We start from the raw sequence: 15186 nt of genomic DNA on the forward strand, positions 1-15186 counted from the left end.
TCGCCGAAAGGTGGCCGCGATGAGGGGAAGCGCGGATTTTGAGCGAGTCGATGGGGGCGGCGGCACTACGCTGCGCTTCACCGGAAACCTGTCGCTGGCGTGCCTGCGCGACTTGCCCGACCGGCTCAACGCGATCGAAGGCGACGTCGCCAGGCTCGACCTGAGCGAAGTCGAGCGGATCGACACCGTTGGCGCCTGGCTGATCCACCGTTTCGCCCGCGACCACGGCTCGACCGTAGAAGGGCTGGAGGAGGACGAGCAGCACCTTCTCGACCAGGTCGCGGCTGCCGAGCAGCCGATCGCGCTGGCGCGCAAGCCCGCCGACCCGTTTACCCGGACGCTCGGCGAAGTCGGCGATGCTGTTTTCGTCGCGATTCACACGCTCTACGGCCTGCTCGGCTTCATGGGCGCGACGGTGATCGCGTTCTGGAATGTGTTTACCCATCCCAAGCGCTTCCGCTTCAACGCGACGGTCCACCGGTTCGAAGTGGTCGGTGTGTCGGCGCTGGGCATCATCGGGCTGATGAGTTTCCTGATCGGGATCGTCATCGCGCAGCAGGGCGCGGTCCAGCTCCGCCAGTTCGGCGCCGAAGTCTATACGATCAACCTTGTCGGCCGGATCACTCTGCGCGAGCTCGGCGTGCTGATGACCGCGATCATGGTCGCCGGCCGTTCTGGTTCGGCGTTCGCCGCGCAGCTCGGCACGATGAAGCTCACCGAAGAGATCGACGCGATGCGCACGATCGGCGTGTCGCCGATGGAGGCGCTCGTGGTGCCGCGCACGCTGGCGGTGGTGCTGATGATGCCGCTGCTCGGCTTCTACGCCTCGCTGGTCGCGATCATGGGCGGCGGGCTGCTCTGCTGGATCAGCCTCGACATTCCGCCGGTGACGTTCATCCAGCGCATCCGCGAAGTCGTGCCGCTCACCGATCTGTGGGTCGGGCTGGTCAAGGCGCCGGTATTCGGCGCGATCATCGCCATTTCGGGATGCTTCCAGGGCATGCAGGTCGAGGCCGATGCCGAGCAGGTCGGCAAGCGCACGACCACCGCGGTGGTGCAGGCGATTTTCCTCGTCATCGTGCTCGACGCGTTCTTCGCGGTGTTCTTCAGCGAAGTGGGCTGGATCTGATGGCACGGCGCGAACGCGAAGACGTGATCATTCGCGTCCAGGGCCTCAAGAACGGCTTTGGCGAGCAGGTCGTCCACGAGGATCTCGATCTCGAGGTCCGGCGTGGCGAGATCCTCGGCGTCGTCGGCGGGTCGGGCACCGGCAAGTCGGTGCTGATGCGCTCGATCATCGGGCTGCAGACGCCGATCGAGGGCAGCATCGACGTGTTCGGCGAAAGCACGATTGGCCGCGACGAGACCGAGGCGACCAACATCCGCAAGCGCTGGGGTATCCTGTTCCAGGGCGGCGCCTTGTTCTCGACGCTCACCGTGTCCGAGAACGTCCAGGTGCCGATCAAGGAATTCTACCCCGGGCTCGACCAGGCGCTGCTCGAGGAGATCGCGGCGTACAAGGTGGTGATGACCGGCCTGTCGCCCGATGCAGGGCCCAAATTCCCCGCCGAGCTTTCGGGCGGCATGAAGAAGCGTGCGGGGCTCGCGCGCGCGCTTGCGCTGGACCCCGAATTGCTGTTCCTCGACGAGCCGACCGCCGGGCTCGATCCGATCGGCGCGGCGGCATTCGACGAACTCACCGCCTCGCTCCAGAAGACGCTGGGGCTGACCGTGTTCCTGATCACCCACGATCTGGATACGCTGTACGCCATCTGCGATCGGGTTGCGGTGCTCGCCGACAAGAAGGTGATCGCCGTCGGCACGATCGACGAACTGCTCGCGCTGGATCATCCGTGGATTCAGGAATATTTCAACGGACCGCGCGGCCGCGCTGCGGTCGACAGCGCCGAGCGGGCGCAAGCCGGGATGAAGGTCTGATGGAAACGCGATCGAACCATGTCCTTGTCGGCGCGGTGGTGCTGATCCTGCTTGCGGTGCTAGCGCTGTTCATCGTCTGGCTGGCCCGCATCGGTGGTGGCAGCGAGCGCCAGTACGACATCTTCTTCAAGCAATCGGTCGATGGGCTCAATCCAGGATCGGCGGTTAGTTTTTCCGGTGTCCCCTCGGGGCAGGTCAAGGAAATCAGCTTCTGGAAGCCCGATCCCAGCCTCGTCCGGGTCCGGGTGAGCGTAAACGACGACGTGCCGATCCTCGAAGGCACCACCGCCTCGATCCAGGGCAGCTTCACCGGGCCGAGCACCGTGCAGCTCGATGGCGCGGTCAAGGGCGCCCCGCCGATCGTCTGCCCCGAGGCCAATCCGCGCGCGGCGTGCCCGCTCGGCGTGCCGGTGATCCCGACCAAGCAGGGCGGGCTCGGCGCTTTGCTGAGTTCGGCGCCGCAGCTGCTCGAGCGGATCTCTACGCTTACCGAGCGCCTGGGCGAGCTGCTCGGCGACAAGAACCAGAATTCGATTGCCGGCATCCTCGCCAATACCAACCGGCTGACCGACGCGCTCGCCGATCGCGGTCCCGAAATCGCTGCCACGCTCGCCGAGACGCGGATCGCGATCCAGCGGTTCGGGCTGGCGACCGAGGAGCTCGGCAAGCTCGCCACCACCACCAACGGCGTCCTCGCCGACGATGTTCGTCCGACGATCGCCAATCTCAACCGCACGATCGGCTCGGCGCGCAAATCCATGGAGACGCTCGACGCGACCATCGGCGATGCGCGGCCGGGTCTCCAGGCGCTGTCGAAGAAGACGATCCCCGAGATCGGCCAGCTCGTCCAGGATCTCCGCGTGATGTCGACCAGCCTCGCCTCGGTTGCCGAGAAGCTCGATCAGGGCGGCGCTTCGAGCCTGGTCGGATCGCCCAAGCTGCCCGACTACAAGAAGAAGTGAGGACCATGATGACCAAGCGCGCTCTGCTTCTTGCCCTGCCGCTGCTGGCATCGCTCAGCGGCTGCATCTCGTTCGGCGGCAAGCCCCCCAAGTCGCTGCTCACGCTGACGTCGGAAGCGACGCTGCCGGTCGGCGAATCGCAGCGCTCGAACGTCGCGGCGACGATCACGATCGCGGTACCCTCGCTGCCGCAGGAACTCGCCTCGTCGCGCGTGCCCGTCCATTCGGGCGGCACCGCGATCGCCTTCGTCAAGGACGCGCAATGGGTCGAGCGGCCCTCGCAGCTGCTCCAGCGGCTGCTCGGCGACACGATCACCGCCAAGACCGGCCGGCTGGTGCTCAGCTCGCGCCAATCGCTCACCGATCCGGGCGCCTATCTGATGGGCGAGCTGCGCCGCTTCGGCATCCAGGAGGAAACCAGCGAGGCGGTGGTCACCTATGACGCCGCGCTGATCCGCGGACCCGAGAGCGTCGTCGAGAAGCGTCGCTTCGAAGCGCGTGTGCCGGTGTCCGAGATCGAGGCAGCGCCAGTCGGCGCCGCGCTCAACCAGGCGGCCAACCAGGTCGCGGCCGAGGTTGCCGACTGGGTCGGAAAATAATCTAAGGCGCCCGGCGCACCGGTGCCTGCGCGTTGCAGATATCGGCGCCGCCTGCGGGCACGGTGAAGAAGGGCGGCTTGCGGTTCTCGCGCTCGCCGAGCCAGGCCGCGAAGCGGGCATTGTCGGTAGCGCGATATTGAAAGTGCGGGCGCTCGTCCTCGGGAAGCTGCGTCGCCAGTCGCACCGACAGGATCGGGACATGCTCGGCCTTGTTCTCATAGACGCCGAGCGCCCCGCCGCCGCGCGGTAGTGCCGAGAGCCATTGCATGCCTTCGACCACGCGGCCGACCAGCGCGATGTTGCGGTCGAGATGGCGCGGGGCATGGCCGATCACGGTATAAAGCTCGGCGCCGCTGCCGGTGCTCGGCGCGAGATCGCGCGCCACGCCGACCATGCCGTAGCAATGGGTGAGCCACGCCGCCTTGCCGTCGGTCGCGACCGGCCAGCCATCGGCGCTGTGCCCCGTCTTGGCGGCATAGCTGTCGGGCCTGGCGGGCGTAGTGACGCCGTCGTAGCGCGCCCATTCATATTCGGCTGGCGGGTTCTGGATCACCGCCGGCGGCAGCGTGGTCTTGTCGTCGCCGCCGCCCCATTGGGTGACGTAATTGTCCTGGACGCGATAGACCGAGGTGCCGTCCCACCAATGCGCCTCGGCGAGCTTGCGGATGTTGGCGACGTGCGCGGGCGCATAGCGCGGGGCGAGGCGGATGAAGACTTGGTGTCCGCCCTTCAGCGTCATGACGAGCAGCTGGTTATCGGGGATCGCCTGCCAATCCCACGGCGCGGCATCGGCGGGCGAAGGTGCCGCCGCGGTCTGTGCGAGGACAGGGGAGGCGGTGAGCGCGGACAGCGCGAGCAGGGGCTTGAGCATGGCGGCGAGACTGGCATGCGCGCCCGCGCTTGCCTAGCCCGTGCGCAAGGGCTAGGGCCGCGCCTTCCGGGTATGCGGAGCGGTGGCCGAGTGGTCGAAGGCGCTCGCCTGGAAAGTGAGTATACGGCAAAACCGTATCGAGGGTTCGAATCCCTCCCGCTCCGCCAACCACCCCATTCCGGGCCTCGCCAAAACCCCTGAAAACTGCTAGAAAATCGCAGAAATCAGCGGTTTTTTCGTTCCGCTGAATTCCACGAGATCCGACACTATCCCAAAAACGTGTGGGGTAATTCGGGGTGAGACGCGATGGGAGCTCACGGCATCGAAGGTCTGGGCGCTCGTTGAGCCAGGACGATACTCCGACGGCGACGGCCTTTTTCTCGAATTGAACGGCAAAGATTGGGCTCGGTGGCTCCTACGCGTTCAGATGGGAGGGCGCCGGAGAGACTTCGGCTGGGTTCGTTGCGGTCGGTATCGCTCGCTGAGGCTCGTGAAGCCGCCTTCGTAACGCGGAAGAAGATCGCGCAGGGCATCGATCCGGTCGCCGAGCGGAAGCAGCGGCTGGTAGTCCCGACGTTCCGCAAGGCGGCAGAGCTGGTCCACGAGGAACACCAGAAAGCTTGGAAGAACTGCAAGCATCAGAACCAGTGGATCGCGACCTTGAAGACCTACGCTTTCCCCAAGATCGGCGATCTGCCCGTCAACGAGATCGAAGGCCCCCTCATTCGAGACGTGCTGGCGCCAATTTGGCTGAAACCGCCCGGCGAGTACGGCAATGCATCGGCACTGTTCTGGATTGGTCGTACGCGAAGGGCTTTCGTGCGATCGAAGCCCCCATGCGATCGCTTTCCAAAGGATTGCCCAGGCAACCGAAGAAGGACGGGCATTTTGCGGCTATGCCTTATGCAGCAGTTCCGGACTTCCTTGGAAAACTCGACGAGCGTGGGTCGGTCGGTCGACTGGCAATTCTCGCGCTTGCCGCGCGCGTTGGTGATGCGGAAGGGTTGCCCGGTGAAGAGCGACAGCGCGCAGCTGTTGCGCACCACCTGTCCGCCGCCTTCGCCCTCTGATCCGTCAATGATGATCATGTGTTTGTCAGTTCAAGAAAGAGTTGATCCGCGCGATCGACGAAGCGATCGCGCAGCTTGCGTGCCGGCAGCTCGCCCGCCCGATCGAGCTCGCTGCGGATCAGTGCGTCGATCTCAGGCAGACGGGCGCCATTCGCACGTTCGTTGGTGCGCGCCTTGGCCTCAACCAGCGCATTGATCTGCTCGACGAGCGCCGACGGCAGGTCGCTGGCGGCAACAAGCGCCTGCAGGTTCACGGCGGGCGCGATGCCGGGTTCAGCCGGATCGCACGGATCGCCAGCGCAGGACGCAGCGCGTAGAAATACTTCTTCACCGGCACCGCATCCCCACCATCGAGCCACCGATCCGCAGCCAGCTTGCCCGATCGCGCATACGAAAGGATCGTCGGGCTGGTAGCGGATCGGCGATTCGATCCACTCGCTCACCACCGCATTCGACTTGAGCAGCAGGACGAGCGCCTTGCGCACGTCCCAACCATTCAGATCGATCTCGTCCTCGATCGGCGTCTCGATCACGTCGCGGCCAAGCGCGAGCGACAGATACCAGTCCTGTGGCCGGACGTAGAGGAAGCGGACGTCGTAATCACTGTCGGGCGAGGGGAAGCCCCAGGCACGCGAACCGGATTCGATCGCGAGCAGCAGGCGCACTCCATTATCCGCCTCGATCCGGTCTAGGCGGGTTTCGATCTCGCGCCGCACGGCGGGAGGGATGGTCTTGTCAGGCTGCGTTATCTTTCTTTTCATCAAACCTGCAGGTGCGCCGCACGCCCGTTACCGGGCGGCGACGCATCCTTTTCGGCCCTTTCGGGAAAATCGGCGGTGTGCGTGTCGGGCTGACGAGAGCTTTTAGCCCTTCACGCACACCACCTGCTTGAGCGTATGGACGATCTCGACCAGGTCGGCCTGCGCCGCCATCACAGCCTCGATCGGCTTGTACGCCTTCGGCGTCTCGTCGATCACGCCTTCGTCCTTTCGGCACTCGACGCCCGCAGTGTCGCGGATGTGCTCGTCGAGCGTCACTAGCTTCTTCGCCGCGGTTCGGGACATGATACGTCCAGCTCCGTGCGAGCAGCTGTCGAACGACTCCGCGTTGCCCAGCCCTCGGACGATGAACGACTTGGCGCCCATCGAGCCGGGGATGATACCCAGCACGCCCTTCGCCGCGCGGACCGCGCCCTTGCGGGTGACCAGCACGTTTTCACCGAAGTGGTTCTCGCGCTGGACATAGTTGTGGTGACAGTTGACTGCCTCCAACTCCGCATCGAACGGCTTGGCGATCTGTCCCCGCAGCGCGCGGATGACATTGGTCATCATCATCCGCCGGTTCAGCGCCGCAAAGTCCTGCGCCCAGCCGACCGCCTCGACATAGTCGTCGAAATGGTCGGTCCCTTCCGGGAAGTAGGCCAGGTTCTCGTCGGGCAGGTTGATGTGCCACTTGCGCATATCCTGCTTCGCCAGCTCGATAAAATAGCTGCCGATCGCGTTGCCGATGCCGCGCGAACCCGAATGAAGCATCACCCACACGCGCTGCTCCTGGTCGAGGCACAGCTCGATGAAGTGGTTGCCCGTGCCGAGCGTGCCCAGATGCACCAGATTGTTGGTGTTCTTGAGCTTCGGATATTTCTCGAAGATCCGCTCGAAGCGCTGGGCAAGCGTAGCCCAGGCCTCGACGATCGCCACGGGCGGATCACCCCATGAACCCTTGTCACGCTTGCCCCGGCCCACGTCGCGTCCGTGCGGCACCGCCTGCTCGATCGCGGAGCGAATGCCTTCGAGATTGTCGGGCAGGTCGCTCGCCACCAGCGAGGTGCGCGCCGCCATCATGCCGCAGCCGATATCGACGCCCACCGCCGCCGGGATCACCGCGCCCTTGGTCGGGATCACCGAACCGACAGTCGCGCCGATGCCGATATGGACATCGGGCATCGCGGCCACGTGCTTGAACACGAACGGCATCTGCGCCGCACGGGCAAGCTGGGCGCGCGCACCGTCCTCGACCGGCACGCCACGGGTCCACATCTTGATCGGCACGCCACCTTCGACATGCTGGAAATCATACAAAGCCTCGGTCATCCCGACCTCCCTCAAACGCGATCATGGTGCCGGCGACGATGATTGGCGAGACATCCCGGGCGAGCCCGGGGGCGGGGTCGAACCGCCTCAGCCTTTCGGCCTTACCCATGTAGTCCCACCGGCATTCGCCAGCGTTTCATTTTTCCTGTGCCGGCGACGATCGATGGCGAGACATTTTTTGCTGAGCTATCCGGTTGCCCGGAGGCGGAGTTGAACCGCCGACCTCCCGCCTATCAGCGGGTGCTCTACCTGTAGTCCCGCCGGCATTCGCCAGCTGCAATTCCAGTTCTGGCGACGAAGAATGCGAAGGACAGCCCCAAGAGGGGCATCGTGACAGGATGTAGTCCAACGCGGCATTCGCCAGATTATCATGGGTCACGGCGACGAGAGTGAGAAGGACACCCCGAAGGGCCGGTGCTCTAACCAACTGAGCTACGAGCCCGAACGCATCGAAGGCCCGGCGGGACTCGAACCCGCGACATCCGCATTATCAATGTAGTCCCTCCCGGCATTCGCCGTGATCCAAGTTTTCAAACCTCCGTCTGTTGAACGATGCTCACCCAGTCGCGCGTCTCGCCGGAGACGAAGCGCGCGATGGTGTCGAACACCGCGTCGGAGAAGCCTCCGACATTGAGTATGTCCGCCCGGCCCTGCGGCGCCTGGCTGGTACCGTAGGGCTGGATGTCGACGCATACGAGCTTGGCGCCCGGGTTGCGGTTCTTCAGCCGCTCCCATTCGCGCATCGTCGCGGTCGCGCCGGCCCGGGTGGCATCCACCCAGGACTCGTTGTCCGAAACGATCACGACCAGGTCGACCTGCGCCCGCTCAGCATTGAGCAGGGCGAGCGGCGCCGAGACCTTGGTCCCGCCCCCGCCGACCGCCGCCAGCTTCGCTGCATTGACGGCGACGCGGGCTTGTGCGTCCAGCTTCAGCTTCACCACCGCCTGCTCGAACGGCAGGACGCGGGCATCGCGGTTGGTGCGCAGCATCGCCGCCGCGACCAGGGCCGCGACATCGATGCACCGAACCTTCGACGAGGCGCCCTTGCGGTACCCCGTCGCCGGAAAGCCCATCGAGCCCGACACGTCAGGACAGACGACCACACGGCCCGGCACCGTCGGCACGCGGACGAGCGACTGCTCGAGCGCATCCTCCAGCGCCGCCTGCACCTTGAGCGGCACGCCCTCACCGGCCTGCCCCAACGCCACCATCAGCTGATAGGGCATGGGTTTGACCTTTCCGAGCGCACCCGCGTCGGCGAGCCGCGCGGCAACCGCATCGGTGACCCCCGCCACATCGGGCGCGCCGTTGCGCGCCAGCGTATTGAGGTTCATCCGCAGCGCCTGCCACCCGATCCGCGTGGAAAGCTCCGCCCAGTTCTCCGCGGTCAGCGGAAACGCGGTGAGCCACTCGAACGGCACCGCCGGCAACGGCAGCGACCGATCGGCCTTCCACGCTTCGAACGCAGCGATCTCGGCAGGCAGTGCGGCAACGTCATAGGGACGTCCGATCAGCCAGCCATAGAAAGTGCGCCGCGTCGCATCTGCGGGCTTGGGGTGAACCATACGGACGATATCCGCCAGGCTCGGATCCTTGCCCGTCGCCGCAGCCATCAGCTGCGGCATCGATGCCTGCTCCAGCCAGCGCTGGACCAGCCGCTTCGGCCGCGAGCCGAGCGACGAGCGCCCCACCTGACCCGAGCGCATGATCTGCACGAAATTGCGCAGCATGCGGCCATTGTCGATCACGCGGTTGAACACCGCAACCGCAAGGTCGGGATCGGCAACCGTCAGATAGGCCGCCAGCAAAGCCGGCATGTCCTTCATCGTACCCGACTGGCGGGCATAGATGGCTGCCTGCGCCACGAAGTACGAATCGCAGGCGCGCGCCGCCTCGAGTACGTCCGACAGCTGCGTCTCCGCAGCGCCGTAGAAGCCGTCGGCCAGCGTGCCGGTCGCCGCAACCTGGGCGAGCTTGTGCTCGGGCCCATAGGCATAGGCCGGCACTCCCTCCCGGTTCCGCGTGTCCGCGGCTGGCATCAGCTTTGCGATCGCCGAAGCGAAAAGTCCCTTGTTGGCCATTGTCCAACCCTCCTGCTGGCACCGCCCTGGGCGACACCGTGAATTCCTCGGGGGCGGCTAGCCCATTCCGGCCGCCCCGCGTTCCGCCGCCGGTTCAGAATGTTCGACCGCCCTGTCCGGCGGTGATGTACTTCGCAGGAGGCATGCCAGTTCGGAGAGTCGACTCGCGAAATTGTTATAATGCCATGATTCACTGTGCTTTTATTGAAATCTGTGACCGCATCGTGATCCGTGGGAGAACGGCACCCTCGCAGAATAACTATCGTTTTATATCGTGATTTATCCTAAGGGATAAGCATGAGACCACTTACCGTTATCGGATTCCTCGGATCGACGCTTGACGCGAGCAAGTTCGGCCCGTCGCGCTGGAACAAGTGGCGCCCCTCGGTCGCGCTCACCATGCACGAGGATCTGCGCGTCGATCGCTTCATCCTGCTCCATGGCGCGCCGCACAGCCGCCTCGCCGACTATGTCGCTGAGGATATCCAGTCGGTATCGCCCGAGACGCGAATCGATCTGCGCCGCCTCGACTTCAGCGATCCGTGGGACTTCGAGGAAGTGTACGGCAAGCTGCTCGACTTCGCCCGCGCCGAGCCCTTCGATCCCGATGCCGAGGACTATCTGGTCCACATCACTACCGGCACGCACGTCGCGCAGATCTGCCTCTTCCTGCTTACCGAGGCGCGCTATCTGCCCGGGCGGTTGCTCCAGACCCAGCCGGCCAAGCGTGCCGAGGACGGAGGCACGCCCGGACGCTGGACGGCAATCGACCTCGACCTTTCACGCTACGACAGCATCGCCACACGCTTCGCCGTGGCAGCAGAGGAGAGTACGTCCTTCCTCAAGTCTGGCATCGCGACGCAGAGCGTTACCTTCAACCGGATGATCGACGAGATCGAGCAGGTCGCGCACCGCTCAAAGGCGCCGATCCTGCTGATGGGCCCGACCGGGGCGGGCAAGAGCCAGCTTGCGCGCCGCATCTACGAATTGAAGCGCCTCAAGCACCAGATCGCAGGTCCGTTCGTCGAAGTGAACTGCGCGACCTTGAAGGGCGACAGTGCGATGTCCGCCTTGTTCGGGCACCGCAAGGGTGCCTTTACCGGCGCGGTCGCCGACCGGCCCGGGCTGCTGCGCGCCGCGGACGGGGGCATGTTGTTCCTGGACGAGATTGGCGAGCTGGGGATCGACGAGCAGGCGATGATCCTGCGCGCGATCGAGGACAAGCGCTTCCTGCCTGTTGGCTCGGACAAGGAAGCCGCGTCGGAATTCCAGCTGATTGCCGGCACCAATCGCGACCTGGGTGAGGCGGTGGCCGCCGGTACGTTTCGCGACGACCTTTACGCGCGGCTCAACCTGTGGACGTTCCAGTTGCCCGGCCTCGCCGAGCGGCGCGAGGATATCGAGCCCAATCTCGATTACGAACTCGACCGCTTCGCGGAGCGCGAGGGCGATCGTGCGAGCTTCAACCGGGAAGCACGCCAGCGCTATCTCGCTTTCGCGACCAGCCCGGACGCGACCTGGCCTGGCAATTTCCGCGACCTCGCGGCCAGCGTCACGCGCATGGCGACCCTCAGCCCCAAGGGCCGCATCGACATCGGGTGCGTCGAAGCCGAGATCGGGCGCCTGAAGCGCCTATGGTCGGGCCAGCGTGACGATGGCGCGGACTCGCTGACCGAGGTCCTGGCGCCCGAGGCCCTTGCCGAAATCGATCCCTTCGACCGCGTGCAGCTTGCCGAAACCATTCGGATCTGCCGAAGGAGTCGCTCGCTTTCGGAGGCCGGTCGTACGCTTTTCACGGCTTCGCGTACTCGCCGGACATCGGCAAACGATGCCGATCGGCTGCGCAAATATCTCGCGCGGTTCGGACTCGACTGGCCTGGCGTGACCTCGGTCTGATCGAGCAGATCGTTCAATGGCTGGCGATTTTTTTGAGAGAACTGCCAGCTATCGCTGGAGGCGGATGTGATCCGTCCAGTAGTTCATGTACGAGCAGCCAAGCTTGCGTCGTTTTTAGGAAAGCTTCCGCAGCGCGCCTACGAGCCATATCGCATGAACGGTTCTCGTAATTTTGGCGTTGCTTGGGGAGCATTAAAGCGCGACGCTGCACACAGAACGGACCCGCTGCGGCATCGGAACGTTGCTGCGCGATGGATCTTCAAAACGCGCTCAACGACATCGCTGAAGAAATCGCAGCCAACGCCGCGAAGCTCGAGGCTGAAGCGGATGCCAAGGATGAGAGCGCGGAGCCCGGACCCTTTGGCATCGCAGTAGCAACTCCGGATGGCGTGCTTACTACCGGTGCGGCGGGAACGCTCTTCCCTATCCAAAGCATTTCGAAGGTGTTCGCGCTGGATCTGGCGATGCGTGCCTGTGGGGACCGGGTCTTCGAGCGCGTAGGGCGCGAGCCGTCCGGCGACCCGTTCAACTCGGTGATCGATCTTGAGCGCACCGAGGGGATACCGCGCAATCCTTTCATCAATGCCGGCGCGCTTGTTGTCGTGGACATGCTTTTGAAAGCGCATGCCAGCGAAGATGCGGTCGTCGAGCTGGTGCGCGAACAGCTGGAGGGGCGGCCGCTCAAGTTGAACGACGCGGTCCTCTACGAGGGCGGGGATCTCAATCGAGCGATGCTGAGCTTCATGAAGCATCACGACAATCTCAATTCCCCGGTCGAGGAGGTGCTCTCGTCTTATGCCAAGCAATGTGCCATCTCGGTCGACTGCGGCGGCTTGGCGCAAGCGGGGCTGTTCCTGAGCCGGACGCGCCTGGTTGCAGACGACGCAGAAGACGCAGCTCGCGCCCGGCGCATGCGCATGCTGCTCGCCTTGATGATGACCTGCGGCCATTATGACGGCTCGGGCGACTTTGCCGTGCGGGTCGGATTGCCCGCCAAGAGCGGCGTGGGTGGGGGCATTCTCGCCATCGCGCCAGAGCGCGCGTCGATCGCGGTCTGGTCCCCGAACCTGGATCAGCACGGCAATTCGATCCTTGGCGTCCGCGCGCTCGAGTTGTTGGCGGCCCGTACTGGCTGGTCGGTGTTCGGACCGGCGATCGAGTGAGGTTCACCGCTGTCCGGTTGCTCCTCGGCTACGCTCCGAGAGGGATGCTTCCGCTTACTACTATCTCAACACATTCACACGCTAGATAGTGAATGTTGACATGCGTACCACAGCGCGGCACTCTGCCAATTCAAGCCGATGGCAAACGATCGGCAAAATGGGAGAGAGAGCATGCGGGCATTGCTTTGCGTGTCGGCCTGTGTCGTCGCGATTGCGGTCGGTACAGGATCGGCGTCGGCGCAGACGGCTTCGGAGGCGCCATCGCCTGTGATCGAGCGGGTCAGTCCTGACAGCCAGGATGGGGATCGGCAGGCGACGGGCGCGGAGCAGGATATCGTCGTGACCGCCACCCGGCGCGAGGAGCGCATCCAGGACGTGCCGCTCAGCATCACCGCCTTCTCGCAGGAGCAGTTGAGCGAGAAGGGCATCGTCGGGTTCGAGGGCATCGCCCGCGAGACGCCGGGCGTGGTGCTCAACCGCCCTACCCAAAACTTCAACAACTTCACCGCGCGCGGCATCGCGACCAACGGCTATAATGCCAATCTGCAGAGCTCGGTCGCGGTCTATATCGACGAGCTGCCGATCTCGACGATCGGCAACACCACCGTGGTCGATCCAAATCTGTTCGACGTCGAGCGCGTCGAGTTCCTGCGCGGGCCGCAGGGCACACTGTTCGGTTCAGGGTCTCTTTCGGGCGCGATGCGGATCCTCAACAAGAGCCCGAACCTCGCCAGTTTCGACGCCTCGGCGCTGGCCGATATCGGCCTCACCGGGTCGGACTCGCTGCGCCAGCGCTACAATCTGATGGTCAACGTGCCGCTGGTGACCGACAAGCTAGCGATCCGCGGCGTCGGCTTCTATCGCAACGAGGACGGCTATCTCGACAATGTCGGCACCGGCGTGCGCAACTCGAACAAGCTGGTGGACTGGGGCGGGCGGCTGGTCGCGCTGTGGCGCCCGAACGACCGGCTCTCGATCAAGCTGCTAGGCTCCTACGAGGACAGCGATCCCAAGGATTCGTCGCTGACCAGCCCGTCGCTCGGGCGAGAGAAGCGCGTCTCGGACCAGCCGGATCGGTTCACCGGCAAGCAGACCGTGTTCAACGCCACGCTTGACTATGAATTCGACTTCGCCCGGCTGACGAGCTCTTCGACCTATTCCGATTTTGACCAGCGCTTCTGGCTCGATCTCGCCGGCACCTTCCCGGCCCAGCCTGCTTTCCCCGGCGCGCCGATCGCCTTCGGGCTCGACGCCAATGCCTATGACAAGGTGTTCGTGCAGGAGACGCGGTTGGTCTCGTCGCTCGACGGACCGCTCCAGTTCACGCTCGGCGGCTTCTATCTGCATCGCCGCCGCGATGTGGACTATTTCTACCGGTCGAGCCTGCCCTTCCTCCAGGCGCGCCGGCTCACCGGGCTGCCCGATCAATATTATCAGAAGCAATATACCCATTCGATCAGCGAGGAACTCGCGGGCTTCGGCGAACTGACCTATCGCTTCTCGGACAAGTTCTGGCTGACCGGCGGGATGCGCTATGGCCGCACCTCGGCCCAGGCGTTCACCGAAGCCGGCGGCTATCTCGCCAGCGCGTTCGGCCAGAACTACTTCACCTATGCGCTGCTCAACATTCCGGTCAATTTCAACACGTTCACGCCCTATGCCGCAGTCGAGGGCATCAAGGCGACCGGATCGAAGCCTTCGTGGAAAGCCAGCGCGAGCTTCAAGCCGAGCGAGACGCTGACCACCTACGCCACCTTCGCGACCGGCTTCCGCGCGCCGATCGTCAATGCGTTCGCCGGGCGTCCGAGCCTGGTCACGCCCAGCGATATCATCATCCCCGACGGCGCCGATTCCGATGATCTCAAGAGCTATGAGGTCGGCGCCAAGGCGCGCTTCCTGGGCGGGCTGGTGACGATCAACGCCGCGGCGTATCTGATCGACTGGAGCAACATCCAGGCACAGGCCAATCGCGTGTCGGATTCGGTGCAGTTCGCCACCAATATCGGCGGCGCGCGCAGCAAGGGCTTCGAAGTAGAGATGGGCATCATCCCGGGACGCGACGTCTTTATCGGCTTCAACGCGGCGTACAACGACTCGAAGATCACCAGGCTCAGCCCCACCGAGGCGGCGATCTCGGGTGCGGTGCTCGGCCACCGGCTGTCGGCGCCGCGGCTGCAGGGCGCGCTCTTCACCTCCTACGGCTTCGATATCGGGGAGGAGACCAAGGCGACGCTCGCGATCAACGCGCAATATGTCGGGTCGTACAACAGCTCGTTCCCGAACACGCCCGGCGCGCCCAACGTCCGGCTGGTTACGTTTGGAGAGACCGACGAATATGTGAACACCAATTTCAGCTTCGGCCTGAAGCGGCGCGCGTTTTCGGCGCAGCTCTATGTCGAGAATGTCTTCGACGATCATTCGGTGACGTACATCCATCCCGAGGCATTCCTGGTCAGCCGGTTCGGGACGCTGCGGCCGCGCACGATCGGCATCCGCCTCGGCTACGGGCTCTGATC

General features: G+C 64.6%; 12 protein-coding genes, 1 tRNA gene and 1 pseudogene. 9 read left to right on the plus strand and 5 right to left on the minus strand.

Annotated elements, in window-relative coordinates:
• The first annotated feature begins 19 nt into the window (after positions 1 to 19).
• From RZN05_RS19460 to RZN05_RS19475, 4 genes are read left to right on the plus strand one after another with little or no spacing between them, the layout of a single operon-like run.
• On the plus strand, positions 20 to 1129 hold the full coding sequence (locus RZN05_RS19460; RefSeq protein ID WP_317228338.1) for an ABC transporter permease: 1110 nt from the start codon (positions 20 to 22) through the stop codon (positions 1127 to 1129).
• Positions 1129 to 1938 (plus strand): ABC transporter ATP-binding protein, encoded by an 810-nt coding sequence (locus RZN05_RS19465; protein WP_317228339.1) that lies wholly within the window; start codon positions 1129 to 1131, stop codon positions 1936 to 1938. The genes RZN05_RS19460 and RZN05_RS19465 overlap by 1 nt, the downstream gene beginning before the upstream one ends.
• The gene (locus tag RZN05_RS19470) at positions 1938 to 2900 is read left to right on the plus strand and encodes an MlaD family protein (protein WP_317228340.1); all 963 of its coding nucleotides are present in this window, start codon (positions 1938 to 1940) and stop codon (positions 2898 to 2900) included. The genes RZN05_RS19465 and RZN05_RS19470 overlap by 1 nt, the downstream gene beginning before the upstream one ends.
• A gap of 8 nt (positions 2901 to 2908) precedes the next feature.
• Positions 2909 to 3499 carry an ABC-type transport auxiliary lipoprotein family protein gene (locus RZN05_RS19475; protein ID WP_317228341.1) on the plus strand — a complete coding sequence of 197 codons (591 nt, stop codon included), beginning with the start codon at positions 2909 to 2911 and terminating at the stop codon, positions 3497 to 3499.
• Between the two features lies 1 nt (position 3500).
• On the opposite strand, the gene RZN05_RS19480 is transcribed toward RZN05_RS19475, so the two are convergent.
• On the minus strand, positions 3501 to 4370 hold the full coding sequence (locus RZN05_RS19480; protein WP_317228342.1) for a peptidylprolyl isomerase: 870 nt from the start codon (positions 4368 to 4370) through the stop codon (positions 3501 to 3503).
• Positions 4371 to 4446: 76 nt separating this feature from the next.
• Between RZN05_RS19480 and RZN05_RS19485 the strand changes: the two genes are divergently transcribed.
• Both RZN05_RS19485 and RZN05_RS20695 read left to right on the plus strand, forming a co-directional pair.
• Positions 4447 to 4537: transfer RNA gene (locus tag RZN05_RS19485), tRNA-Ser, on the plus strand.
• 241 nt (positions 4538 to 4778) lie between these two features.
• A pseudogene (locus tag RZN05_RS20695) lies at positions 4779 to 5060 on the plus strand (integrase arm-type DNA-binding domain-containing protein); the annotation flags it as partial.
• Here RZN05_RS20695 and RZN05_RS19490 read toward each other — a convergent pair.
• The 4 genes from RZN05_RS19490 to RZN05_RS19505 form a co-directional block, all read right to left on the minus strand.
• Entirely contained in the window at positions 5039 to 5458 is a 420-nt protein-coding gene (locus tag RZN05_RS19490; RefSeq protein ID WP_317228343.1) for an RNA 3'-terminal phosphate cyclase, read from the minus strand. The pseudogene RZN05_RS20695 and the gene RZN05_RS19490 overlap by 22 nt on opposite strands.
• Positions 5455 to 6156 carry a DNA polymerase beta superfamily protein gene (locus RZN05_RS19495; RefSeq protein WP_317228344.1) on the minus strand — a complete coding sequence of 234 codons (702 nt, stop codon included), beginning with the start codon at positions 6154 to 6156 and terminating at the stop codon, positions 5455 to 5457. The genes RZN05_RS19490 and RZN05_RS19495 overlap by 4 nt, the downstream gene beginning before the upstream one ends.
• 147 nt (positions 6157 to 6303) lie before the next feature.
• Positions 6304 to 7530, minus strand: coding sequence for an RtcB family protein (locus RZN05_RS19500; RefSeq protein ID WP_317228345.1), 1227 nt, complete (start codon positions 7528 to 7530; stop codon positions 6304 to 6306).
• Positions 7531 to 8060: 530 nt separating this feature from the next.
• Positions 8061 to 9611: a vWA domain-containing protein gene (locus tag RZN05_RS19505; protein ID WP_317228346.1), complete on the minus strand. Its 1551-nt coding sequence runs from the start codon at positions 9609 to 9611 to the stop codon at positions 8061 to 8063.
• 297 nt (positions 9612 to 9908) lie between these two features.
• Between RZN05_RS19505 and rtcR the strand changes: the two genes are divergently transcribed.
• The 3 genes from rtcR (at position 9909) to RZN05_RS19520 (ending at position 15184) form a co-directional block, all read left to right on the plus strand.
• On the plus strand, positions 9909 to 11507 hold the full coding sequence (gene rtcR, locus RZN05_RS19510; RefSeq protein WP_317228347.1) for an RNA repair transcriptional activator RtcR: 1599 nt from the start codon (positions 9909 to 9911) through the stop codon (positions 11505 to 11507).
• A gap of 251 nt (positions 11508 to 11758) precedes the next feature.
• Positions 11759 to 12670: a glutaminase A gene (gene glsA / locus RZN05_RS19515; protein ID WP_317228348.1), complete on the plus strand. Its 912-nt coding sequence runs from the start codon at positions 11759 to 11761 to the stop codon at positions 12668 to 12670.
• Between the two features lie 171 nt (positions 12671 to 12841).
• A complete protein-coding gene (locus tag RZN05_RS19520; protein ID WP_317228349.1) occupies positions 12842 to 15184 on the plus strand; it encodes a TonB-dependent receptor in 2343 nt (780 codons plus the stop codon).
• Positions 15185 to 15186: the final 2 nt, after the last annotated feature.

The organism is Sphingomonas sp. HF-S4 (assembly GCF_032911445.1).
Lineage (GTDB): Bacteria > Pseudomonadota > Alphaproteobacteria > Sphingomonadales > Sphingomonadaceae > Sphingomonas > Sphingomonas agrestis.